This is a genomic window from Winogradskyella psychrotolerans, from assembly GCF_018860565.1.
Lineage (GTDB): Bacteria > Bacteroidota > Bacteroidia > Flavobacteriales > Flavobacteriaceae > Winogradskyella > Winogradskyella damuponensis.
In genome coordinates this window covers 379938-404348 of the sequence record NZ_JAHKPS010000018.1, presented here as the reverse complement: position 1 = coordinate 404348, position 24411 = coordinate 379938, and the positions used below count along the sequence as shown (strand labels likewise).

Genomic DNA, 24411 nt, shown 5'->3' with positions numbered 1-24411 from the left:
TCTTTATGCTTCAAATATAGAAAATGCAAAACGATAAAGAGATTTTGATTTTGAGAATTTTAACAGAAAAAGAAATAATCAATCATAGATTGCATGTTTTGTTTTTTAAAATAACGAGTTATCTCTTCTTGAGCTTTAGTATTAGCAACGGTCACAATACTTTGAGGTTGCTTAAGTTTTGATAAATAATCAAAATTATAAAGTTCTTGGTCGTAAATATGTTTGCCTATTTTTTTAGGGTTATCGCAAATCCAAAAAAATGGAATATTTTCCTTTAAAAGAATTTTGGCAAGTGTCTTCCCCTTGTGTCCTGCTCCCCAAATTGTTAAAGGACGAGAAGTATCATAATTTAACTCTAAAAAATAGTGTACTTTAAGGTCTAGAAACGAATTTTCGGCATAATGCTCGTGAGTTCTAGACGTACGCGTACTGTAATCTCGCCAATGGAGTAGGACGTTATTACAAGGAATACAAGTATAACCCGCTTTATAAAACCGGAATGCCAAGTCGTAATCTTCTGGATAAATATTCAAATTAAATCCTCCACAAGCATCTAAATCATTACGATGAAGCATCCAACAAGGAGACGGAATAACACATTCTTTATAAATTTCAGAATAGTTATTGCCTGTAACGGTCAATTTATTCAGCCATTGCTCGTAACGTGAAAACCCATCGCTTAATCCATCTGCTCTAAAGTATTTTACTTGTCCAACAGCTAAATGTTTTTTGCCATGCTTTTCAAGATTACTAACCATAACTTCAAGTCGGTTTGGCGTCATTATATCGTCGCTATCCATTCTTGTAATATAATTTCCAGAGCTGTGTTTGTAAGCTGTTCTTAAAGCTTCTATAATGCCGTTACCCTCACTTTTATAAAGTTGTATTCTCGTATTTTTTTTGGTATAATTTTTAACAATGTTATAAGAGTTATCATTAGAGTTGTCATCAATAAAAATAGCTTCCCAGTTGGAATAAGATTGCTTCAGAATTGTGTCTAAACATTCAGAGATAAATACTTCTGTGTTTTTAAAAGGAACTAAAATGCTAACTAATGGTTTCAACATATTGCGAATTTAACAAAACCTTTAGGTTTTTAACAGTAACAGATAGTAGATTTGTGCGTCTAAAAAAATAAAAGTATAAACATGAAGAATTATTTAGCCATTCTTGGCTTGAGTGTCGTTTTAGTAGGCTGTGGATCTGCAAAACCAACAGTAGATGATTTGGCAATAAGCAATCCTATCGAAACTGTTCTAGATTTAACAGCTGTAAATAATGATAGAGTCCCTGTGACCATTAATCCCGGTCGTTTTACCACTGAAACTGTAACATACAGATTGCCAAGAGTAGTGCAAGGAACCTATTCTGTAAGTGATTTTGGTAAATATATAGACGATTTTAAAGCTTTAGATTACGACGGAAATGAGTTAACAGTAACTAAAGTTGATGATAACACTTGGACAATTGCAGAGGCAACTAAATTAGATAAACTTCAATACTATGTTAACGATACATTTGATATTGAAACCAATGGTGGAATAGGTGGAGAGCAGCCGTTTTCTCCTGCAGGAACAAATATAGAAGAAGATAATTATGTTTTAAATCTTCATGGATTTATAGGTTATTTCGATTCTTTAAAGAACAGTCAATATGCTTTGGATGTTACAGCACCTGCAACTTTTAAAAGAACATCTGCTTTAGAAAATAAAGGGATGAAATCTAGTGCAGATGGTACAGCTATAACGAGTAGTTATTTTGCACAACGTTATTTTGATATTACAGATAACCCAATGATGTATGGTAATTTGGATGTTGAAGAATTTATGGTTGGAGATATTAAAATTGTTTTAAGTCTTTATTCTCCTACAGGTAAACACACTGCGGCTAGTTTAAAAGAGACGGTTTATAAAATGATGGAAGCTCAAAAAAACTATTTAGGAGATGTAAATACGACACCGCGTTATGATATTTATGTGTATTTATCTAAAGGGGACGAAACGTCTCCAAAAGGTTTTGGTGCCTTAGAACATCACACCTCTACAGTTGCTGTTTTTAGTGAAAATAGTTCTTTAGAAGGACTTAAAGCCTCAATTATTGATGTTGTTGCTCACGAGTTCTTTCATATTGTAACACCATTATCTGTACATTCTGAAGATATACATTATTTTGATTATAATAAACCAACATTCTCAAAGCATTTGTGGATGTACGAAGGTGTAACAGAATATTTTGCACAACATTTTCAAGTGTATGAAGGTTTGTCAGATGAAGCCACTTTTTACAATACTATGATGTCAAAAATAGCGACATCTACACAGCATTTAGATGATGCCATGAGTTTTACCATTATGAGTGAAAATGTTTTAGACGAACCTTATGCGTCTCAATATTATAATGTGTATATGAAAGGTGCGTTAATAGGAATGTGTATTGATATTTTAATGCGAAAGGAAAGTGATGGAAATAGAAGTATGTTATCTTTAATGAAAGAATTATCTGCAAAATATGGTAAAGAAAAACCTTTTGTAGATGATAACCTTATTGCTGAAATTACTGCAATGACTTATCCAAGCGTTGGTGAATTCTTAAAAACACATGTCGAAGGTGATGTGCCAATTAACTACAATGAATTTTTTGAGATGGTTGGTTTAACAAAAGGTGAAACTCAAGTTGAAACTAATTATATTTTTGCTGGTGGACAGAATATTATTTTTGATGGAGACCAGGAGAAAGGCACTATTTTCTTTTCACCGATGGCATTAAAGAACTCGTTTTGGAAATCACAAGGAGTTCAGGCAGGCGACGTGATTAAAAAAGTTAATGGAACAGATTTAACTTTAGTTAATGCGCAACAAATTATTGGTGGTATGTTTGGATGGAAAGAAGGTCAGGAAATTACAATGAATTTAGAACGTGATGGTAAGCCTGTTGAAATTAAAACAACCTTGACTAAAGCATATGCTGCAGACGAATCTATTGTTGAAGATGAAAATGCAACAGCGGCTCAAAAAGCATTAAGAGCAGCTTGGTTAAAAGGATAGAGACCGTTAAATGTTTAGATATTTTAAAAGCTGATAATCTTGTTTAGATTACCAGCTTTTTTTATAATAATTATTTTTTTACTGTAAAGCTAAACGTACTGCCTTTTCCAAGTTCAGAATTTACAGTAATTGTACCATCAAGTTTTTCAACTAAGTTTTTTACTGTACTTAACCCAATTCCTGTATTAGATTTGGAAAGATCATTATTTAGAGTTTTGAAAATTTCAAAAATTTGCTCGTGTTGATTAGAAGCAATTCCGATGCCATTATCGATAACACTAAATTTGTGATGCGTAGGTTGTAATTCGTATGTTATTTCTACGATACGTTTATCCTTGTTATTATATTTGAGGGCATTGTCCACTAAGTTTATAAGAATTTGAGATAATGCAGCTTTGTTAACGCTTTTAATTTCAACATCCTCAAAAAGGAGTTGCTCATTCTCTGAGAAAAGAATTTGTTTAATATCTTTTGCAATTATATGTAATCTAATATCTTCTTTTGCTGATGTTAAAAGTTCGTTTGCGCTGTAGTATTTTAGAATACCATCAATATAATCTTTGAGAATAATTGTAGAGTCTTCTATATATTCTAAGTATTGAAGTGAATCGTCAGATAAATTATTTTGATTTTCTTCTTTTAATAAATCGGTTAACGAAATAATATTGGATAACGGAGATTTTAAATCGTGTGAGACTAAGCTAGCAAATGATTTTAATTGATCGTTGCGTTTTTGGAGTTCTGATGTTAACGCATTTAAATTGTCATTTTTCTTTTTTAATTCGAACAAGTTTACAACTTGTTGACCAAGGGTTTTTAAGGCCTTTATTTGTGAAGGGCTTAATTTTCTTGGCTTAAAATCATATATACAGATTGTACCTAACTTATAGCCGGAAGCATTGATAAGTGGAACACCTGCGTAGAAGCCAATATTATGTAACAACGCTAAGGGATTATCGTAAAAGCGATTATCTTTACTCACATTCTCAACAATAAATATGTCATCTTCTAATATGGTATGACCGCAAAACGAAACATCTCTTGGTGTTTCTGTTAAAGCAATACCGTAATGCGATTTAAAAAAATTACGATTTTTATCTAATACCGTTATTAATGAAATAGGCATATCGCATAAGGTAGCAGCTAATTCTGTTAAATTATCATAGTCCCTTTCTGATGCGGTGTCAATAATATTATAAGCGCTGACTGCCAGTAAACGCTCTTCTTCATTATTAGGAAAATTTGGGGTCTTCATAAATGTAAAATTAATTTGAGGTCATGTGTACTAAAATAAAGAAAGTAGGATATTCTTTATAACGTGCAAAAATACATTAATATTTTGCCGATTGACCTTTTGAAAGAGATCCTTCTATGAAATTCCTTAAATCGTCATTAGCTTTAATTAAATCCTCATTTCTCAAATACATCATATGGCCACTTCTGTAGCCTTTAAATGAAAAACGATTCTTCATTTTTCCACTAGGATCTACTTGCCATTGCGAATATTTAGCGGCAAAATAGGTTGTAGCTCCGTCGTAATATCCAGATTGAGTCAACACTTTTAAATACGGGTTTTGTGCCATAGCTTGACGTAAATCATCTCTAGTATTATCATTAGAATTATCCCAACGCCCTGTATTGCCAAAAACATTATATTTTACATCCGTTTTAAAACCTAATTCATTCTGAATATAATAATTTATAGCAGGAGTAAAAGAATGTAACCAAGAAGTGAGTTCAGCATTGTAATCAGGACTGGTGCCTGTTTCTACCTTATCTATTCCAATATATCTAGAATCTAGTCGTCCTATAGTTTCTCCGGTTTTATCACGAAGTAGTTCTTTCCAGAAAAAACGTGTTGGGACATCTAAATTTTGTTGTAAGATTACTTTTTCAGATAAACCAGAATACTTGCTCATTTGTTTAGCGATGGCTTGTTTTTCTGCATCTAAAATAAAGCCACCTTTTGCAATAGCAGGCATTAAATCATTAATTGCAAAATGTTCTACTTCTGGTAATATTTCTAACAAATCTTTACGCTGAAGCTCAGGGCTAAGCATTTTATGGTACCAAGCAGCTGCTGTGTAATACGGTAAATTTAAACTAGAGGATAATGGTCCTCCAACTCTTAAAACTTTATAGTCTGCAGGAGATACCATGATGACACCATTTAAATACATCCATTGTCTATTCTGTAACTCTAAGGATAACCCCATAACACGCGTGCCACCATAACTTTCACCGATGATATATTTAGGGGATTGCCATCTGTTTTGCCTTGTTGTAAAAGTATTCATCCAACTTGCTAAATATTTTATATCTGCATTAATACCAAAAAACAATTTGTTATCAGGCATTTTACCACCTTTATCTGCTACTTTTCTAGAATAGCCTGTATTTACAGGGTTTATAAATACAATATCTGCAACGTCTAAAATAGAATTAGGGTTGTCTTTAACTCCATAAGGTTGTATTGGGTAGCCCTCATCATCAATATTAAGAACTTTTGGTCCCGTATAAGCAATGTGCATCCAAAGTGAAGCAGATCCTGGACCTCCATTAAACGAATAAATGATAGGTCTGTCATTTCCTTTTGGATCATTGGTACGTTTGTAATATGTATAGTAAAGTGATGCAATTATTTTACCATTGTTATCCCAAACAGGTTGAAACCCTGTTTCAGCTTTGTAATTGATTTGTTTTCCTTTAATCGTAACAGAATGGTTGGTAACGTATGCAGTATCTGTTGGGATTTTTAAGTCTTGAGAAAAGCTAATGGTAAAACTAAGACACATAAGGATAATAAGACGGTTTTTCATATGGATTGGAATTTAGTTGAAAAGTTTAAAGATACTAAAATGAACCTTGAATTTGGAATGCTTTTACTATGCCTAAACTAAAAGTGTATCTATGGTATATGTAAAAACAGTTTAACCATTGTAAACCTGGTTTTCTTGCTCAGCAACACGAATAAACGTTGTACGTTTGGTTAACTCTTTTAAACGTTCTGCGCCAACATAGGTGCAAGTACTACGTAAGCCTCCTAAAATATCTTGTAAAGTAGCTTTAACGTCACCTTTGTAAGGAACTTCTACGGTTTTGCCTTCACTAGCTCTGTATTCTGCAACACCTCCAACATATTTATCCATAGCAGTAGAAGAACTCATGCCGTAAAATTGTTTGAATTGCTCACCGTTTCGTGATATAAGTTCACCTCCACTTTCGGTATGGCCAGCAAACATACCTCCAAGCATTACAAAATCGGCTCCAGCTCCAAATGCTTTAGCAACATCACCAGGTGTGGCACAGCCACCATCGCTAATAATTTGTCCGCCTAAGCCATGAGCTGCGTCGGCACATTCAATAATTGCAGATAACTGAGGATAACCAACTCCTGTTTTAACACGTGTAGTACACACGCTACCAGGACCAATCCCAACTTTGACAATATCTGCACCAGAGAGCAGTAATTGTTCTACCATTTCGCCAGTAACAACATTACCTGCTATAATTACTTTATCAGGATATTGTTCTCGTGTTTGTTGTAAAAATTCCACAAAATGCTCAGAGTAACCATTAGCAACATCTATACATATAAATTTTAATTCTGGGTGATTTTCAAATACTGTTTTCAGTTTTTTAGAATCGGCTTTTCCCGTTCCTGTACTTATAGCGATATAGTTGACAATATCTTTGGGAGCTGTATTTAAAAAAGTTTGCCATTGTTGGGAAGAGTAGTGTTTGTGTATTGCTGTGAATAGTTTTTGTTGAGATAAAACTAGAGCCATTTCAAAAGTGCGCACAGTATCCATATTTGCAGCCATTATAGGTATACCAGCCCAAGTTGCTTTGCTATTTAAAAAAGTGAAATTGCGCTCTAACGTGACTTGAGATCTACTTTTTAATGTAGAACGTTTTGGACGAATCATGACATCTTTAAAGCCTAATTTTATATCGTGTTCTATATGCATCTTTGAGGAATATTTGGTTATATCCAAAAATACAAGTTCTTTGAAAAAGGAAGTTTAGAATTGTGTTTGTCTTACAATGTTTTATTAACAATTGTTTATAGTAAGGTCTTGATTTAGGGCGCCTGTCAAATGATTTTACAGACGTAATGTTGTATTCTATAGTTATTTTTTTTTGAATAGTATCTAAATTTAAAAGCCTTCAAAAACTCCTAGACCAAATAAGGCAAAATCATATTTTACAGGATCTTTAGGGTCTAATTTTCGTAAGGCTTTATCCAATTGGGTTAAAGCTTTACTATCATTTTGTTTACGATTAAGAAGTTTTAATTTACGAGCCACGTTACCAGAATGTACGTCTAAAGGACAGCTTAACTGTGAAGGAGATAAGGATTTCCAAATTCCAAAATCTACTCCAGCATTATCGTTTCTTATCATCCAGCGTAAAAACATATTAATACGTTTTGCAGCTGAGTTTTTAAGAGGGTCACTAACATGTTTTCGTGTGCGTTCTAAATGCGGAATTTCGAAGAATACTTTTTTGAACTGATGAATACTGTTTTGAAGGGAATCTTTTTCAGCATACTTCAAAAACAGGGCTTCTAAGCCATTATGGTTTTTGTATATGTGTTGTAAGCTTTCAACAAACTGCATAAAATCATTTCCATTAAATGTACGATGCACAAAAGGCTTTAAACGCTCTAAATCGGTGTCTTGGTGTTGAGTGATGAACTCAAAAGGGGAGTGGTCTAGCAAATCCATCATCTTATTTGCATTTTTAATGATGCTTTTTCTATTTCCCCAAGCAATAGTTGCTGTTAAAAATGCTGCAATTTCAATATCTTCTTTTTTAGAAAATTGATGCGGAATTTGAATAGGATCACTATCAATAAATTTAGGATTATTGTAGAGAACTACCTTTGGGTCAAGGAATTCTTTTAGTTCAGATTTTTTAAGCTTCAAGGAGGTAAACAATTTTAAGATTAAAAATAAAGTAATTATTTTTATATACATAAAACTATGTATTATTTTTTTTATGTTTGCTTAATTACTTTTGATGACATTTTAAGACTTAATGTTCTCGTGCTTTTTAGTCTAAATGGTAATTATGTGATTCTCTTGTTATTATGTTAAATAAAAAATCGAAGTCTCGAATAGAGTGGGTAGATACAGCTAAAGCCATTGGAATGTTTTTGGTTTTTTACGGACATTTTGTTAAAAACCTATATTCTGAAACTAATGATATTGCTTTTCTGCAACATAAGTATATTTATGCATTTCATATGCCTTTATTCTTCTTTATCTCGGGATTTTATTTTAAACCAGTTACGAGTTTTAGTTTAAAATTTAAAAAGCTTTTTCTTAGACGATTACTGCCTGTATTTTCTTTTGCATTATTGTCATTGCCATTATGGTTGATTTATAATTTTATTAGTTATGATAGTCTAAAGTTAGGAACTATTGTAAAACAAATATTGAGTTACGGTAGAGGTAACCCACAATTAAATATTATTACTTGGTTTTTAGTGTGCTTGTTTGTTGCAGAGGTTATAATCGCTGCAATTACGACGATATTTAAAAAACCATTTATACTGTTTATTATTGGGTTTGTATTTCTTGTAAGTGGTGTTATAATTAGTAATAGAATAGAACAATTTTCGGCTTTAACAGGTGTTGATAAAAATGTGTGGTTTATTCATACTGCAATAATTGCAATTGGTTTTTATCTATTAGGATATGTTATATACCCATATATAAATAAGCTTGTGAATACGGCTAAATGGGCATTTATGCCATTAGTATTCGTGGGTTTTGTGGGCTTGTTTTTTACTTATAATATTAATAGTCCTTTTGAAGGGTTTAATGTTAATATGATTTATGCTCAGTATGGTAGTTTATTATGGTTTTTAATTTCATCGTTTTTAGGGATACTTGGTATTATTAGTTTATCTATACTATTGAAATCTAATAAAGTATTTGATTTTATTGGAAAAAACACACTTATTTTAATCGGTCTAAATGGTGTTTTTTATGCGTTTCTTAATAAATACTTAGGTAGTTTATATCCAGATAATGACATATGGTGGCAAATTACAGGTTATGCATTAGTTATTTCAATACTATCTTTATTGGTGTGCTATCCAATAATAAATTCGTTAAATAAGTATGTACCGCAATTATTTGGAAGACCAAGACAAGAAGGACCATTTTTTCCAAATTTAGAAGCTATAAATTGGAGAGAGTTTTTTAGAAAAAAACTAAGACAATAAGTGCCTAAACAGATGCTATTAATTAAAATATGACGAATATATTCTAATTAATTGTACATCCTATGTGATTTTTTATATAAAGTCTTTTGTTCTTGTTTAACAGCAATCATACTAATTTCAACATTTACAAACTTAGGCAAATTGGCGACTTCAACAGTTTCTCTTGCAGGAGCAGTTGCTTCTTCAAAATATTCACCATAAACCTCATTTATTTGTTTAAAGTTATTCATGTTACTAATAAATATTGATGACTTAATTACGTTTTCAAACGTCATGTCTGCAGCTTCTAAAACGGCTTTCATGTTTTCCATAACTTGTCTGGTTTCGGTTTTAATATCATCTAAAACCAATTCCATAGTATTAGGATCTAAGGCTATTTGACCAGAGGTATATAATGTGTTCCCTGTTAATACGGCTTGATTATATGGTCCTATTGGTGCAGGTGCTTTGGTAGTGTTTATTATTTTTTTCATTTTATACTAAACTTATTTCAGTATCTTTTTTTTAGAAACTGAAATCTTATTAAAGGTTGAACAATAATTCAAATTTAATGTTTTTTATAATAATAAAATTGCTGCGGTTATAAAAAAAATGAGCGATGTAATGGTTAAAAAAATGTAAGAAGCATTTTAATTAATAATGGGGATTATACCTTTTTTTTAGCTTAAAATGAGTTGTTTAAGCGTTTAAAGTTGTTGGTCAGGTCTTTTACGTTGGTCGTATTTTAAATCTTTAAGTAAACTAGATTTAATACCTATAAAGAAATTCCATGAGCTACGATCACTAAAAGGGATCCAAGAAAAATTCATACGCCAACTTAATAAGTCGCGTTCAAAACGCAATTGAGTGTATGTAAATCCTTTGTTTAAGAAATCATAACCAGAAGAGGCTCCAACACTCCAGCGTGGTGATAAATCTACATCGCCAGAAAACATTAACGAATGTGAAGATATTTTGTCTTCACGTCTTGTATTAGTATAGTTAGCAGAGTAGGCTAATCTAAGACTCCATGGCATCTTATAATTGTAGAATTCATTATCTTCTTCCTTATCGTCTTTGTTTTTATCTCTATCTGAAAGTCGTTGGTCTGCAAAATCTTGGGATTTTCCAAATAAATCATCTGTTCGTCCACCAGAACGAGCAGACTCTTGGGCAGAGGCTTTGTCACTGTCAGACTCAGGACCAGAAAAACTATCATTAGATAAGGTATAGCTCATGTTTACATTAGCAGAGGTTAGTCTAAATAAACTTCCGCCATTGTCAATATTAAATGTGTTAATAACATTGTTGTTGCTGTCTAAAGCATAGGGATTAAGTGTCATCCCAAAGTTAATACTCATTTTTTTGTTTAAAATTTGAGTACCACCACTTACACGAACCGGACTCCATTTTAGTGAGTCTGCGGCAATGTCATAATCTGTTGAAAAGTTAAGATTATTTAATATAAATATTTTTTCAGGTTCTGTTTTTGTAGAATCCTTAGCACGTATCTTAGCTTCAAGATTATTGCCTAAAGAAAGACCAACACGACTAGAGTAAGTGTTTCCTGGCCTCCCATATAAGGAGTTTTCAAATCTTGTATATTCTACTTGGTCTGTTGTTGTTCCGTCTGCATCTATGACGTCGTAAGTCTCGTAATATTGGTTAAAAGCTGGACTAATAGAGTAGCTTATAGAAGGTCGCATGACATGACGGATTGCTTTTAGCTTTTTATCCTCACCCTCTTCTTCAAAATTATACATACCATAAATCGTAGTTCCAACACTAGCACCAACATTATATGTTAAAAAACGGTCAAAACCATTTTGGTCTATAGATACAGCCTTTTCTAAAGATTGATCGTAGATTTTTTTTACGGTTTTAAGTGTCCAATTTTCTTCAAAATTAGCATTAGCACTAACACTAAAATGATTAAATACTTTAAAATTTGTAGTGACAGGTATGCTATGTTTTATTCCTGTTATTGCATCATCAAACATTTCGCTTTTACCAAATATAGTATCGTTGGTTTTAATACTGTATTCTCCTCTGGTGTTTAATTGAAAGTTAATGTTGTGAATAGCTCCTTTTTTTGTTCCAGTTTTGGGTGCAAAAGGATAAATTCTACCCATAGAAACTTGCATGGTTGGCAATGTTAAATCAATGTCTCCTGTATTTGTGTTTTGTCTATGCGTAGCTGTTAGACTAACGTTTACTTGAGGGTCACCTTGTAGTGTTTTAGAATAAGATACAGAAGAAGCAAGTGTGTTATTTAAAAAACTAGATTGGTTTAATTGATTTATAGATTCTTGGAAATAAGAGCTACTTCCTAAGTTAACAGATGCAGAAAAACGCGAATTCGGGTTTGCTTTTGTGTCTTGACTATGCGACCATCTAATATTGTAAACCGTACTTTTACTAAAGTCTGGGAATCCACGTTCGCTACTTAATAAGTTTTCGTATCTAAAACTTACATTACCTCTATATTTGTAACGCATTGCATAATTGTTTTCTACACGCAAACCATAACTACCATTAGTGTAGTAATCTCCAAGAACAGCTAAATCTAAATAATCGCTAATAGCAAAATAATAACCACCATTTTGTAGGTTGTAACCTCTATTATTGTCTTCACCAAAAGAAGGAAATATAATACCAGAGGTCTGTTTTTTTGTCATCGGAAAAAAGGCAAAAGGTAAGGCTATAGGTGTTGGTACACCGTAAATTTCCATGTAAGTAGGACCAACAATTACTTTTTTGTTAGGTACCATTTTCATTTTAGAAGTTACAAACTGGTATTCAGGATCCTCCTCATCTTCGGCTGTTGTAAAGCGTGCATTAGCCATAAAATAAGTAGAGTCATTTTCCTTTTTTGTTTTTGGGGAATAGACTTTAAAGCCTTGTTGTTCAGTTCTAGAGTTAAAAACTAGAGCTTTTTTAGATTCGGTATTAAAAACAATGGAGTCTGGTTCAATAATATTTTCTCCTTGCTTAAATACAGGACGTTGTGAATAGCCGGTTGAGTCCTTTATACGACCAGCATACACCAAATTTTTACTATAATCAATTACTATAACGCCAGACTTAATTTCCATGTCTTGGTACATCACTTCGGCTTCATTATATAGATATATTTTTTTTTGCTTTTGATTTAAAGAGACATAGTCCTTAGCTTTATACTTTACCGCATCAGTTAAAAAGCTTTCCTTTTTTGTAGAATCTTTTTGAGTAGAGTCAATCTCTCTTATATTTATAAGTGGCTTAACAATAGAATCTATGACTATTGTTGTGGAGTCCTTGCGTTGCTCAGCTGGAATTGAGCCGTTCTTTTTAGGTAATTCCTGGGCGAAGCTAAAAGTGTTGATAAACACTGTAAAACTCAAGGTAAAAAGTATGTAAAAGCTATTTGTACGCAATCCTTTTAAATGTATTTTTGTAAAAGTATGGCTCGGTTTTTGAAACGCCAAAAGTACAGTTATTTTTTTGTGATTAAATTATTAAAATCATAAAGTTGAAAAATACTCGGTAACAAATAGTAATGTATAATAAACCGAGAAAATAAAACGTTAAAATTAAATATGCAAACGAAGCAAAATCCCCTAATAGTATTTTTAGGCCTTTTATTTATAACTACTTTAACATCTTTCACGGCTTTAAATGCGCAAGATAATAAGTTTGTAGTGGTATTAGATGCAGGTCATGGAGGGCATGACTCTGGTAATGTTGGAAATGGACATAGTGAAAAAAATATTGCACTAAAAGTAACTTTAGAAGTAGGAAAAGAGTTAGAGAAAAATCCAGATATAAAAGTCATTTATACACGTAAAACTGATGTTTTTGTTGAGTTACACGAACGTGCTAACATCGCCAACAAAGCAGATGCAGACTTATTTGTGTCTATACATTGTAATGCGCATAGCTCACAAGCCAGTGGAACAGAAACATTTGTATTAGGAGAAAAGAATACAGGACGTAATTTTGATGTAGCAAAACGTGAGAACGAAGTAATTTTTCTAGAAGATAACTACGAAGAAAATTATGCGGGTTTTGATCCTAGCTCTCCAGAATCTACTATAGCTATTGGTATTGAACAAGAAGTATATGTAGAGCAGAGTATTGTTTTAGCTCGAAAAATTGAAGATAATTTTATTCATAAAGCTAAACGTAAGAGTAGAGGGTTAAAGCAAGCAAGTTTATTGGTTATTCGTAATACATATATGCCAAGTGTATTGGTAGAAGTTGGTTTTTTAACCAATAAAAGTGAAGGGAGCTATCTTAATACTAAGGCTGGGCAAACTAAAATGGCAACTGCAATTAAAACAGCTATTCTAGAATATAAAAAAGAACTTGACCAAAATGTTGGTAGCCATATCTTTGTTGGAGAGCAAACCGAAACAAAGGTCGATGAAGTTATTACTCCTAGAGTTATAGAGGGTGTAACATTTAAAGTACAAATAGCTGCAAGTTCTAGAGAATTAGAGGCAAAATCGTATAATTTTAAGGGGCTTGATGAAATTTCGAGAGAAAAAATAGGTGATATTTATAAATATTACAGCGGAAATACTTCCGATTATAATAAGATTATTCAACTACAAGAAGACGCTAAAAAGAGTTATTCAGGCGCATTTATTGTAGCATTCAAAGGAGGTAAAAGAATTAGTATGACGGAAGCCTTAAAATCTGCTTCTAATTAGAAACATTATTAATATATTTATTCCTAATTTTGTTTTAAACCAAAGTAAAGCCCATTGAAAGTCTCAAGAGAAGTTAAAACTGCCATATTAGTCTTATCTGGTATCGCTCTTTTTATATATTTATTTTCATATTTAAAAGGTGAAGATTTATTTTCTAATACCCAAACCTATTATACAGAGTTTAATTATAATGCCTTAAGTGCATCCTCCCCTGTTACTGTTAAAGGAAATAAGATAGGCAAAATTGAAGATATTTCTTATGATTTTGATTCTGGTAAAACCCGTGTGTCTTTTTCGGTTAATCCTAAATTAAAATTTTCTAAAAACAGTAAAATTAGATTATATCCAACAGGTTTAATGGGCGGCAATGCCTTAGCTATAATTGATGCTGCTGATGGAGAAATGGCACAAGCAGGTGATTTTATTCAGTCAGAGGTAAAAGAAGGCTTAATCACTTCTTTAGGTGATGATTTTTCGGATATTAGTAAAGATTTAGGAACAACACTACGTTCTACAGATACTTTAGTTGGGAACTTAAATACCTTGGTGACTGATGAGTCTGAAGAGGGTTTAAAACAAACTATTGCAGAACTCAACGCAACATTAAAGTCGTTTAAGAGTGTCGCATTTTCTGCGAACAACCTTATAAAAGCAAATGACGAAAAATTAACGTCAGTATTAGATAATTTTGATAAAACCAGTGCAGAATTAGCTATTTTAATCAAAGATCTTAATGAAGCAAAACTTTCTAATACCATTAAGAATGCAGATGAAATGCTTTTAAAGTTTAATCAGTTAGCAGCTGGCTTGGAAGCAGGGAAAGGTTCTATGGGTAAATTGTTAAAAGACGATGCTCTTTATGATAATCTAGAAAATGCATCTAAAGAATTAGAATTATTACTTTTAGATATTAAATTACATCCTGCGAGATACAGACGTATTTTATCCAAAAAGGAAATTCCTTATGAGGCGCCAACGCAAGAGCAATTAAATAATAATTAGACCTTTCTAAGATATGGAATACTTACCAAATATCATTTTTGCCATAATTTTAATTTCAGGTATCGGCTATTTTGCAAGCAACGTAAAAAAGCTAATTCGTAATATTAAATTAGGACATAAAGTAGATGCTAATGATAATAAATCTGAGCGCTGGAAAAACGTTATTAATATCGCTTTAGGCCAAAGTAAATTGGTAAAAAGACCTGTTTCTGGGTTTCTTCATGCCATTGTTTATGTTGGTTTTATTATTATCAATATTGAAGTTTTAGAAATCATTATCGATGGGCTTTTTGGAACACATAGAATAGGTTTATCTGTTTTACCAGAATCTGTATATGGATTTTTAATTGGATCGTTTGAAGTTTTAGCGGTTTTAGTTTTAGTGTCTGTAATAGTGTTTTGGATACGAAGAAACGTTATTAAAATAAAACGATTCCTAAGTTCAGAAATGAAAGGTTGGCCAAAGAGTGATGGTAATATTATTCTTTATTTTGAAGTGGTTTTAATGTGTTTATTCTTAATAATGAACGCTACAGATACTACATTTCAGAATATGGAAGCAGGAAATGTAATTTCACAATTCATTGCACCATGGTTCAACGGTCTTTCAGAAGGTACACTTTCTGTTATAGAAAGATCTGCTTGGTGGTTACATGTTGTTGGTATTCTAATATTCTTAAACTATTTATACTTTTCAAAACATTTACATATTCTTTTAGCATTTCCTAATGTGTACTTTGGAAAAGTTGTACCAAAAGGAAAGTTTAATAATCTTGAAGCTGTTACAGCAGAAGTAAAATTAATGATGGATCCAGATGCCGATCCTTACGCCGCACCTCCTGAAACTTCTGAGGATGAAGTACCTGCTAAATTTGGTGCAAGTGATGTTATGGATTTGAGTCAGGTGCAGCTGCTTAATGCGTATACATGTACAGAGTGTGGGCGTTGTACAAGTGAATGTCCTGCAAACCTTACAGGAAAAAAATTATCTCCTCGTAAGATTATGATGGATACGCGAGATCGATTAGAAGAAGTTGGTAAAAATATAGATGCGAATAACGGCGAATTTAAAGACGATGGTAAACAACTTTTAGGAGATTATATTACAAATGAAGAGCTTTGGGCTTGTACAACTTGTAATGCTTGTGTAGAAGCTTGTCCAGTTAGTATAGATCCGTTATCAATTATTGTAGAAATGCGTCGCTATTTAGTTATGGAGCAAAGTGCTGCACCAATGGAATTGAATACCATGATGACTAATATAGAAAATAACGGTGCACCTTGGCCTTACAACCAAATGGATCGTTTAAATTGGAAAGACGAAAATTAAAAATAGTTTAAAGGTTAAAATAGAAAGGTTTAATACAATTTATGATTGCTAACACTTTTTTTAAGTAAAACCCAAAAACGATTAAATTTAATAGAATGAGCGAGCAACTTAATGTGCCAACTATGGCAGAAATGATGGCAGAAGGCAAGCAACCAGAAATTTTATTTTGGGTTGGTTCTGCTGGAAGTTACGATGATAGAGCAAAGAAAATAACAAGAGCTTTCGTGAAAATTCTAAATAAAGCAAACGTAAATTTTGCTGTATTAGGAACTGAAGAAAGTAATACTGGTGATGTCGCTAAACGTGCGGGCAATGAATTTTTATTTCAGATGCAAGCGGTTATGAATATTGAAGTTTTAAACGCTTACGACGTAAAACGTATTGTGACATGTGATCCTCATTCCTTTAATTGTATCAAAAACGAATATCCAGGTCTTGGTGGTAACTATGAGGTTATTCATCATACACAATATATAGAAGAACTTATTAAATCTGGTCGCTTAACATTAGATGGCAATACCTATAAAGGCAAGCGTATTACTTTTCACGACCCTTGTTATTTAGGAAGAGCTAATAGTGTTTATGACGCACCAAGAGATGTACTAAAAAAAACCAATGCAACTTTAATAGAAATGAAGCGACATAAAGGAACTGCTTTATGTTGTGGAGCGGGAGGGGCGCAAATGTTTAAAGATGCAGAACCAGGAAATAAGGAAATTAATATTCTTAGAACAGAAGATGCTTTAGAAACCCAACCAGAAATTATTGCCACTGGCTGTCCCTATTGTAATACTATGATGACAGATGGTGTAAAGTTTAAAGAAAAAGAAGCTGACATAAAGGTGATGGATATTGCTGAGTTAATTGCTAATGCATAAAACAATAAAGTTGTGGGAAACAATATTGAAAAACTACCGTTAAAAAAGAGAGTTATTTCAGGTATTGGCACTGGTTTGTTATATGCTTCATTAATGGCAGGTTTAGATTATTTTACAGACCAACCATTTTCTTTGCTAAAGTTTCTATTTAATGCTTTCTTTTTTGGACTTGTAATGAGTTATGCCTTTAGGTATAAAATCACAAAAAAGAAAGATTAATAATATGTTTAAACAATGAACTTCACAAATCTTCAAATTCAAACAGAGCAATTACCTAAAGTTGAGGATGTCGTTTTAAAACCCATTTCAAAATCATACCTAAAGATTATTCTGCTAAATAAATTAGCTCTTTATATAGGGGTAATAGGATTAGTATTTGGTTTAAAATACATTATTGAGAAAAAAGAAGAGCTTCAACTTAATTTATGGTACATGCTATCTGCTGTAGTGGTGTTCTGTGTTTTTAATTTCATTGTTAGTTTATTAGCTTTTAAAAAGCGAAAATACGCTATGCGAGAACACGATGTTGTATATGCTAAAGGATTGCTGGTGCATTCTATAACTACAGTTCCTATATCTAGAATCCAACACGTAGAAGAATCTCGAAGTTGGTTAGCAAGACATTTTGGTTTAGCTACACTTAAAATATTTACAGCAGGAGAAGCTGGTAGCGACTTAAGCATTAAAGGGTTACCGTATATTGAAGCCAAGCAGATAAAAGAAATAATTAGCGACAAGGTTAATGGAAACAACTGATTTTTCGCAACCTATAAGGCAGTCTTCTAAAGGTATTATTATCATTTTTGCATTTAATGCTTTTTCATTTTTTAAAAAGTTTTTTGTGCTTTTTATCGCATTTGGTGTTTCTATAATGAGTCAAAAATCTTTTGGTGGTATAACACCAACAATGATGTTATTAGCATTGTTGGGAGTTCTAATTATTATATTAATTATTGCCATTTTAAAATATCTTAATTTCAAGTTTCATTTGAGTAAAGATGATTTTCATTTGGCAACTGGAATTATAAATAAAGACAATACTATTATTCCAAAGTCTAAAATCCAGAATGTATACATAAAACAAAATTTTCTACAGCAAATTATAAATGTGGTCTCTGTTAAAATTGAGACAGCAGGCGATAAAAAGTCTGAAATTGAAATTAGCGCCCTAGATAAGTCAACAGCATTATTGTTAAAGAAAAAGTTATTCAATAAAGCCAATGTTGAAAATGAACATGCAGAGCAAATAGACACTATTGAAGCATCAGAAGTATTCTTTAAAGTTACACCTAAACGTTTGTTATTAGAAGGTATATCTCAAAATCACTTTAAGAGCTTTTTACTGATACTAACTTTTGCTTATGGGATATATAGTGAATTCAAAGACTTTTTAAAAGATTTAGAATTAGAAAAACAGATTGAGGGTTTAGTGAAGTTAGATGAGGACACCATTTTAAACCTAATAATCACTAATGTGGTAATTATTCTTGTGGTTGTATTGTTTTCATTTGTATTTTCAATAGTTACAACGTTTATCATCAATTTTAATCTCGAAGTTGTTGAGCATCAAAAAACGATAGAAATTAACAAAGGACTTTTTAATAAAGTATCCCTGAGTTTAACACCAAGCCGTATTCAGAATTTGGTTATTAAAACCAATCGCGTAAAGCAATATTTTAACTTGCATAGCTTATCTGTAAAGCAAGCGATGGTAAATGCTAAGCAACAAAAGAATTTTAAAATTGTTGCTTTAGAAAAAGAACAGCTTAATCACCTTATTAATAAACTATTATTAAATTATAATAACGAAGGAAAAGTTGCCAAACCAAGACCTTACTTTATGCGAATTTCTGTACTAGAAATGTTAGCTTTTGGAATTGTAATTAATGCTTTGTCTCTATTTTTATTTGGTATAGAGATGTTGTGGATTAATGTTGTCTTTGTGCCTTTTGCAGTGTTATATGTTTATTTTGCGTACAAGAAAGCCTATTATAAAATTTCAGACAATTTTTTAACTATAGGAAGTGGTGTAATTGATACGACCACAAATATTCTCGAAATTCATAAAATACAAGAAGTTGAATTAAAACAAACACTGTTTCAGCAGCGAAGCGACATTGCTTCTCTGGTTGTTTCAACAGCATCAAAATCGGTTACTATTCCTTATATTTCAAAACTAGAGGCTTTATCTATTTATAATTTCTTGTTATATAAGGTCGAATCTCAGGATAGAGATTGGATGTAAAATCGTATTTTTGCATTCAGAAATAAGAGAAATTTATGCTAGTCGATTTTAATACCTTACCAGAAGAATCTAGAGTTTGGATTTACCAAGCTAATCGTTCATTTTCAGAAGAAGAACTAGAGCAATTAAAAAGCCAATTAGATACATTTATTGAAGCTTGGACAGCACATGGAAAAGATCTAAAAGCGGGTTATAAATTAGTGTATAAACGATTTATCGTTATTGCTATGGATCAAAGTTTAAATAGTGCAACAGGTTGTTCAATTGATGCGTCTGTCAATTTTATTCAACAATTAGAGCAGCAATACAATGTAGATTTAATGGATAAAATGAATGTATCTTATAAACAAGGAGAATTCATTGCGTATAAACCATTAACGGACTTCAAAAAAATGGCACAGCAAAAAGCCGTGTCTAAGAATACCATTGTTTTTAATAATCTAGTAACTAATATTGCTGAGTTCAATGAAAATTGGGAAGTTCCAGCAAGTGAAAGTTGGCATAATAGATTTATTAAATAACACTTTGTCTAAAAAACTTTTATATTTCAGATAGAATAGTCACTTTTACGTTCTACAAAAACGACAAACTTTAAATTGTGGCTACAGACATTTTTTTATTAAATATTTCAGGACAAGATAAACCGGGTTTAACATCATCTCTTACTAGTGTTTTAGCAGAATATGATGCTAAAATTTTAGATATTGGTCAAGCTAATATTCATGATACCTTATCCTTAGGAATCATGTTTGAAATAAAATCAGGTAAAAAATCGTCAGCAGTTCTTAAAGATTTATTGTTTAAGGCCTACGAACTAGGCATCAAAGCGAAATTCAAACCAATATCGCTTGAAGATTATGAGAACTGGGTAAATCAACAAGGTAAAGATCGTTACATCATAACTATTTTAGGCGAAAAATTGGCCGCAGAACAAATCTCTGAAGTCACTAAAATAATTTCTGAAAAGAATTTAAATATCGATTCGATAAAACGATTAACAGGGCGTTTATCTCTCGTTAAAAAAGAAGAATACCCAAGAGCATCCATTCAACTATCTATTAGAGGAAAAATAGGAGATAAGACCGATTTTACTCAGAAATTCATGGAAATTTCAAGAGAATTAGATGCTGATATAGCTTTCCAAGAAGATAATATTTTTAGAAGAAACAGACGTTTGGTTTGTTTTGATATGGATTCAACTTTAATTCAAACCGAAGTTATTGATGAACTAGCAGAGTTAGCAGGAGTAGGTGACGAGGTAAAAGCAATCACAGAATCTGCCATGCAAGGTGAAATAGATTTTAATGAAAGCTTTAAAAGACGAATGAAACTCTTAGAAGGCCTAAGTGAAACTGTTTTACAAGAAGTTGCCGAACGTTTGCCAATTACAAAAGGAGCTAAACGTCTAATAGGCACATTACATTATTACGGTTTTAAAACTGCTATTTTATCTGGTGGTTTTACTTATTTTGGACATTATCTTCAGAAAAAATTAGATATCGATTATGTGTTTGCTAACCAGTTAGAAATTAAAGATGGCGTTTTAACAGGAGGGTATTTAGGTGACATTGTTGATGGAAGCAAAAAAGCGGAATATTTACAACAATTAGCAGATGAAATGGGAATTGATATCAGTCAAACTATAGCTGTTGGTGATGGAGCAAATGATTTGCAAATGCTTAACCTTGCAGGTTTAGGAATTGCGTTTCATGCCAAACCAAAAGTAAAAGACAGTGCACAAAGTTCTATTTCTAGCATAGGGTTAGATGGTGTGTTGTATTTGTTAGGCTATCATGACCGTCAAATTGATTTGCTTTCTTAATTTTCAAAAATTAAAATGTTTATCGCCTAGTTTATAAAACTATCTTAAAGTCTTTTTACTTACTGCTAAATATGCTATTTTGGCATAATATTCGTTATCACTTTGTGTACTTAATCTAAAACGATAAAAGATTGCTAATGCGTTATTTTGCCCTTATTCTTATATGTGCTTGTTTTCAAATAAACTTTGCACAAGACCTTTCTGCTAATCCACTTCAGTCTCAAGATGTTGTTCAGCAACAGAAATGGGTTGATAGTCTTTACAGTTCTATGTCTATAGAAGAAAAAATAGGACAATTATTTATGGTACAAGTGTTTTCAGACAAGGGAAAAGCACACGAAAATAGTATAGCAAAATTAATTACAGGTCATCATATAGGAGGTTTAATTTACTCTAATGGCGGACCAATACGCCAAGCCAAATTAAACAACGAATTACAAGCCGCTTCTAAAATCCCTTTATTAGTAGGGATGGATGCAGAATGGGGTTTAAGTATGCGTTTAGATTCTACTTATGCGTTCCCATGGAATATGACACTTGGAGCAATTACTGATAATAAATTAGTAGAGCAAACAGGAAGACAAATAGGTGAACATTGTAAACGATTAGGAGTGCATTTTAATTTTGCTCCTGCTGTAGACATTAACACCAATCCTAAAAATCCAATTATTGGAAATCGTTCTTTTGGGGAAGATAGAGACAATGTTACAGAAAAAGGCTTAGCATTTATGAAAGGTATGCAAAGTGCAGGAACTTTAGCCAATGCCAAACATTTTCCAGGTCACGGAGATACAGAGGACGATTCGCATTTAAAGTTGCCAACTATAAATTTTAGTGCAAAACGAATCGATTCTATAGAGTTGTATCCTTATAAGAAATTAATAAAACAAGGTTTGGCAAGTGTTATGGTAGCACACTTAAATGTACCAAGTTTAGAATCGCGAAGAGATTTTCCTTCATCATTATCTAAGCATATTGTCACAGATATTTTAAAAGAACAATTAGGCTTTAATGGCTTAATTTTTACAGATGCCTTAACCATGAAAGGTGCCGCCGATTATGTTGCTAAAGCTGTAGATGGGAACAGAACAAAAAGTTTAATCAAAGGAGGAGAAATTGATTTAATGGCATTTTTAGCAGGTAATGATGTGATGCTTATGTCTGAAGATCCAGCTAAAGGAATTGCTAAATTTGTTGAAGCTTATAATAATGGCACTATAACAGAAGAACGATTAGCACATTCTGTTAAGAAAATTTTAATGGCTAAATACAAAGTAGGACTCAATAATTATTCGCCTATTGGAATCTACGATTTAGAAAAAGACTTAAACAGACTTAAAGACGACGCCCTTTATGAAGAACTCATGGAAAATGCCATTACAGTGGTTAAAAATACCAATGATATATTACCATTAAGAGATCTAGAAACTAAGAAAATTGCCTATGTATCACTTGGTGATGATGATGGTTCGGCTTTTTTAGATGAATTAAAAAAATACACAAAAGTTCACGAGATAACAGCAGATAAATTAGATGGAGTTATAACGAAGCTTCATAATTATAATACGGTTGTTATTGGTTTTCATAAGTCTAATGCCAATCCTTGGAAAAACTTTAAATTTTCGCAAAAAGAAATGGCATGGCTCTATGAAATTGCGAGGACCAACACTGTAATCTTAGATGTCTTTGCAAGACCTTATGCCTTAAATGATTTACTATCAATAGAAAATATTGAAGGCATTGTAATGAGCTATCAAAACAGTAAAATCGCTCAAGAAAAATCAGCACAACTTATTTTTGGAGCGATTCCAGCAAAAGGAAAATTACCAGTAAGTACAGGTCAGTTTTTCCCAGTTGGTACAGGTATAACTTATAATAGTTTACTGAGCTTAAGTTATGGGCTGCCAGAACGTGTTGGGATGGATTCTAAATTATTAAGTCGAATAGATTCTGTAGCAAATCACGCTGTAAACGGGAAAATGACACCCGGAATTCAACTTTTAGTAGCACGAAAAGGTAAGGTGATTTACAATAAGAATTTTGGGTATCACACCTATGACAAAAAAAATAAAGTAGATTTTGATGATATCTATGATGTAGCGTCATTAACCAAAATACTAGCCACACTTCCTGTTTTAATGGAATTAGAAGAACAAGGTTCTTTGTCTTTAGATGATAAGTTAGGCGATTTAATGGCAGAATATAAAAACACAAATAAGAAGAATGTAACCTTAAAGAAGATGTTGTCACATTATGCGCAACTTAAACCTTGGATTCCTTTTTATTATGCCACTTTAGATACGGTTACAAAAAAACCAGACCCTAAGTATTATAGAAAAACTAAAACCGCAGGATTTGAAGTAGAGGTAACCAATACGCTTTTTATGCGAAATGATTACAAAGATTCTATTCAAAAAATTATTAGAGAAAGTGATTTGTTGTCTAGTTTACGTTATCGCTACAGTGATTTACCTTATTATATTCTTAAAAATTACCTCGAAGGGTTTTATGATAAACCTTTAAATGAAATTACAGAAGATAGATTTTATAAATCTCTTGGTGCGAATTACACAACTTATAATCCACGAAAAAAGTTTAGCCTAAAAGATATTGTACCCACAGAAATAGATAATTATTATCGCTATAAAAAAGTACATGGTTATGTACATGATATGGGAGCAGCAATGCAAGATGGAGTAGGTGGTCATGCAGGTGTTTTTAGTAATGCTAATGATGTTGCTAAAATAATGCAGATGTATTTACAGAAAGGTTTTTATGGTGGCAAGCGTTATCTAAAAAGTGAAACCATAGACAAATTTAATTACTGTTATTACTGTGGTAATAATAATCGTCGTGGTATTGGGTTTGATAAACCACAATTGGGAGAAGAAGGCCCAACTTGCGGTTGTTTATCTATGACCAGTTTTGGTCATTCTGGATTTACAGGGACTTATGCTTGGGCAGATCCAGAAGAAGAAATTATATATGTCTTTTTGGCAAATAGAACGTATCCTCAGGCAGGTAAGAATTTGTTGCTCAGAGAGAATATTAGAACTGAAATTCAGCGTTTAATTTATGAGGCGATTATTGAATAATTTAATCGTTTAAAAAATGTAAGGATTTTTGAATGTATGAGACTTTATTTTAATTAGAATCATAGATTATACATAATCGGAATT

Annotated in this window: 19 protein-coding genes; 12 read left to right on the top strand and 7 right to left on the bottom strand. The window is 32.2% G+C overall.

Translation table 11 applies throughout. The annotated features are described in order from the left end of the window. Nucleotides 1-59 precede the first annotated feature (59 nt). Nucleotides 60-1067 carry a glycosyltransferase family 2 protein gene (locus KO504_RS08350; RefSeq protein WP_215925868.1) on the bottom strand — a complete coding sequence of 336 codons (1008 nt, stop codon included), beginning with the start codon at nt 1065-1067 and terminating at the stop codon, nt 60-62. Nucleotides 1068-1148: 81 nt separating this feature from the next. Between KO504_RS08350 and KO504_RS08345 the strand changes: the two genes are divergently transcribed. Then, complete coding sequence (locus KO504_RS08345) at nt 1149-3044, top strand: peptidase M61 (protein ID WP_215925867.1); 1896 nt, start codon at nt 1149-1151, stop codon at nt 3042-3044. Between the two features lie 70 nt (nt 3045-3114). On the opposite strand, the gene KO504_RS08340 is transcribed toward KO504_RS08345, so the two are convergent. From KO504_RS08340 to KO504_RS08325, 4 genes are all read right to left on the bottom strand, one after another. Further along, a complete protein-coding gene (locus tag KO504_RS08340) occupies nt 3115-4299 on the bottom strand; it encodes a GAF domain-containing sensor histidine kinase (RefSeq protein WP_215925866.1) in 1185 nt (394 codons plus the stop codon). A 76-nt stretch (nt 4300-4375) separates the two neighbouring features. Beyond that, on the bottom strand, nt 4376-5863 hold the full coding sequence (locus tag KO504_RS08335; RefSeq protein WP_215925865.1) for a S10 family peptidase: 1488 nt from the start codon (nt 5861-5863) through the stop codon (nt 4376-4378). A gap of 111 nt (nt 5864-5974) precedes the next feature. Next, a complete protein-coding gene (locus tag KO504_RS08330; protein ID WP_215925864.1) occupies nt 5975-7015 on the bottom strand; it encodes a GMP reductase in 1041 nt (346 codons plus the stop codon). Between the two features lie 189 nt (nt 7016-7204). Further along, a complete protein-coding gene (locus tag KO504_RS08325) occupies nt 7205-7975 on the bottom strand; it encodes a TIGR02757 family protein (protein ID WP_436840194.1) in 771 nt (256 codons plus the stop codon). A gap of 164 nt (nt 7976-8139) precedes the next feature. Here KO504_RS08325 and KO504_RS08320 point away from each other — a divergent pair, with 164 nt between their 5' ends. Next, the gene (locus tag KO504_RS08320; RefSeq protein ID WP_215925862.1) at nt 8140-9282 is read left to right on the top strand and encodes an acyltransferase family protein; all 1143 of its coding nucleotides are present in this window, start codon (nt 8140-8142) and stop codon (nt 9280-9282) included. A gap of 47 nt (nt 9283-9329) precedes the next feature. On the opposite strand, the gene KO504_RS08315 is transcribed toward KO504_RS08320, so the two are convergent. After that, nucleotides 9330-9755 (bottom strand): RidA family protein, encoded by a 426-nt coding sequence (locus tag KO504_RS08315; protein WP_215925861.1) that lies wholly within the window; start codon nt 9753-9755, stop codon nt 9330-9332. Nucleotides 9756-9968: 213 nt separating this feature from the next. After that, on the bottom strand, nt 9969-12728 hold the full coding sequence (locus tag KO504_RS08310) for a putative LPS assembly protein LptD (RefSeq protein ID WP_215925860.1): 2760 nt from the start codon (nt 12726-12728) through the stop codon (nt 9969-9971). A gap of 111 nt (nt 12729-12839) precedes the next feature. Between KO504_RS08310 and KO504_RS08305 the strand changes: the two genes are divergently transcribed. From KO504_RS08305 to KO504_RS08260, 10 genes are all read left to right on the top strand, one after another. Then, on the top strand, nt 12840-13955 hold the full coding sequence (locus tag KO504_RS08305) for an N-acetylmuramoyl-L-alanine amidase (RefSeq protein ID WP_215925859.1): 1116 nt from the start codon (nt 12840-12842) through the stop codon (nt 13953-13955). Nucleotides 13956-14009: 54 nt separating this feature from the next. Then, a complete protein-coding gene (locus KO504_RS08300) occupies nt 14010-14957 on the top strand; it encodes an MlaD family protein (protein WP_215925858.1) in 948 nt (315 codons plus the stop codon). A 13-nt stretch (nt 14958-14970) separates the two neighbouring features. After that, nucleotides 14971-16287, top strand: a complete 1317-nt coding sequence (locus KO504_RS08295; protein ID WP_215925857.1) for a (Fe-S)-binding protein — start codon at nt 14971-14973, stop codon at nt 16285-16287. Between the two features lie 95 nt (nt 16288-16382). Then, nucleotides 16383-17165, top strand: a complete 783-nt coding sequence (locus tag KO504_RS08290) for a (Fe-S)-binding protein (RefSeq protein WP_215925856.1) — start codon at nt 16383-16385, stop codon at nt 17163-17165. A gap of 12 nt (nt 17166-17177) precedes the next feature. Beyond that, nucleotides 17178-17384 carry a hypothetical protein gene (locus tag KO504_RS08285; RefSeq protein WP_215925855.1) on the top strand — a complete coding sequence of 69 codons (207 nt, stop codon included), beginning with the start codon at nt 17178-17180 and terminating at the stop codon, nt 17382-17384. Between the two features lie 15 nt (nt 17385-17399). Continuing rightward, entirely contained in the window at nt 17400-17921 is a 522-nt protein-coding gene (locus KO504_RS08280; protein ID WP_215925854.1) for a PH domain-containing protein, read from the top strand. Further along, nucleotides 17908-19410 (top strand): PH domain-containing protein, encoded by a 1503-nt coding sequence (locus KO504_RS08275; RefSeq protein WP_215925853.1) that lies wholly within the window; start codon nt 17908-17910, stop codon nt 19408-19410. The genes KO504_RS08280 and KO504_RS08275 overlap by 14 nt, the downstream gene beginning before the upstream one ends. Nucleotides 19411-19445: 35 nt before the next feature. Beyond that, nucleotides 19446-19931: an ABC transporter ATPase gene (locus KO504_RS08270; RefSeq protein ID WP_215925852.1), complete on the top strand. Its 486-nt coding sequence runs from the start codon at nt 19446-19448 to the stop codon at nt 19929-19931. Between the two features lie 77 nt (nt 19932-20008). Then, the gene (gene serB / locus KO504_RS08265; RefSeq protein ID WP_215925851.1) at nt 20009-21232 is read left to right on the top strand and encodes a phosphoserine phosphatase SerB; all 1224 of its coding nucleotides are present in this window, start codon (nt 20009-20011) and stop codon (nt 21230-21232) included. A 137-nt stretch (nt 21233-21369) separates the two neighbouring features. Beyond that, nucleotides 21370-24327, top strand: a complete 2958-nt coding sequence (locus KO504_RS08260; protein ID WP_215925850.1) for a glycoside hydrolase family 3 N-terminal domain-containing protein — start codon at nt 21370-21372, stop codon at nt 24325-24327. The last annotated feature ends 84 nt before the right edge of the window (nt 24328-24411 follow it).